This is a genomic window from Cellvibrio fibrivorans (genome assembly GCF_031457055.1).
Classification (GTDB): Bacteria; Pseudomonadota; Gammaproteobacteria; order Pseudomonadales; family Cellvibrionaceae; genus Cellvibrio; species Cellvibrio fibrivorans.
The window spans coordinates 1-1,010 of sequence record NZ_JAVDVX010000031.1 but is presented as its reverse complement, the minus strand read 5'-3'; the positions used below and the strand labels follow the sequence as shown (position 1 = coordinate 1,010).

Below are 1,010 nucleotides of genomic sequence, written 5' to 3'. Positions count from 1 at the left end.
AGGGAATTCACTATCCCATTGAATCGCTCAACCCGGCTTTTATAATTACCTTTTCGGACTGGACAGTATTGAAATACTGATCCAATTTCGTCCGCAACCGCTCTGAAATTTTTACCCCAAAACTCCATCGCGTTGTCTGAAACCAACGTTGTAGGGATTCCATGAGCCAGCCAGTCAGCCTCAATCGCCAGATTTTTCATCATCGAATCTTTTGGTAGGAACGCATTCATGCAAGCCATACATACGGATGCAAATGACGGCTTTTCAAAAGAGAGCTGGCAACCAAGGACCATGTGAGAGTAATGATCGATCAGAACCGTAATACTTGGGCGGCCTAAGAGCGTCTTGAGTTCATCATGAAGTACATGAATATCTAGTAAGGTATGGTCTATTTCGACCCGTTCTAACACTCGACTTGTTTCAATTCCGCTATGTGCGCCAGCAAGTTCGGCCTGGAGTGCACGGCTCCCGCGTCTGGACTTTGTTTTATGTTGGTAGGACACATTGAGAATTCGTGACTGTACGGTGCAGTAAGTGGGGGCAATTTGAAGGTCATGTGGGTTATCCAAATTGTGAGCAATTACCTTCTCTACAACGTTTCGGTGGATGGATGCCATTGTCGGTCTGCTTTGATGATGAAAACGTTTAGCAGCTTCATTGATGATCTCCAATACCTTTGCACTCACTTTAGGTTCGAAAAAACCTTTTGATCGATGGTTAGGATAAAGCCCTCGCATTTTCATCCCAGCCTCGACAAAGCTTCTGTACCACGATCTGACGGTTTGCCAATGAGGTGGTTTTTCACCTAGCTCCTGCGCAACAGCCGAAATAGTTTTGCAAGCACGCTTTTCCGTAATTTTATTAATTTTCTGTTCTTGCAATTTTTGTATATATTTAAACCTTCGATTTGTTTCGAGCTGTTCTTTTTCGGTGAGATCTGAAAATTTCAAGTCACCTAAATGTCTTGAGTCTGCTAGAAATTTAACGCCCCCAGCCGCATGGATTTCATT

At 43.7% G+C, this 1,010-nt stretch carries 1 protein-coding gene; it reads right to left on the bottom strand.

The window, feature by feature from the left end; genetic code table 11:
- A partial coding sequence (locus J2X05_RS21130) for an integrase catalytic domain-containing protein (protein ID WP_310076425.1) occupies positions 1–1,010 on the bottom strand: 1,010 nt, incomplete at both ends.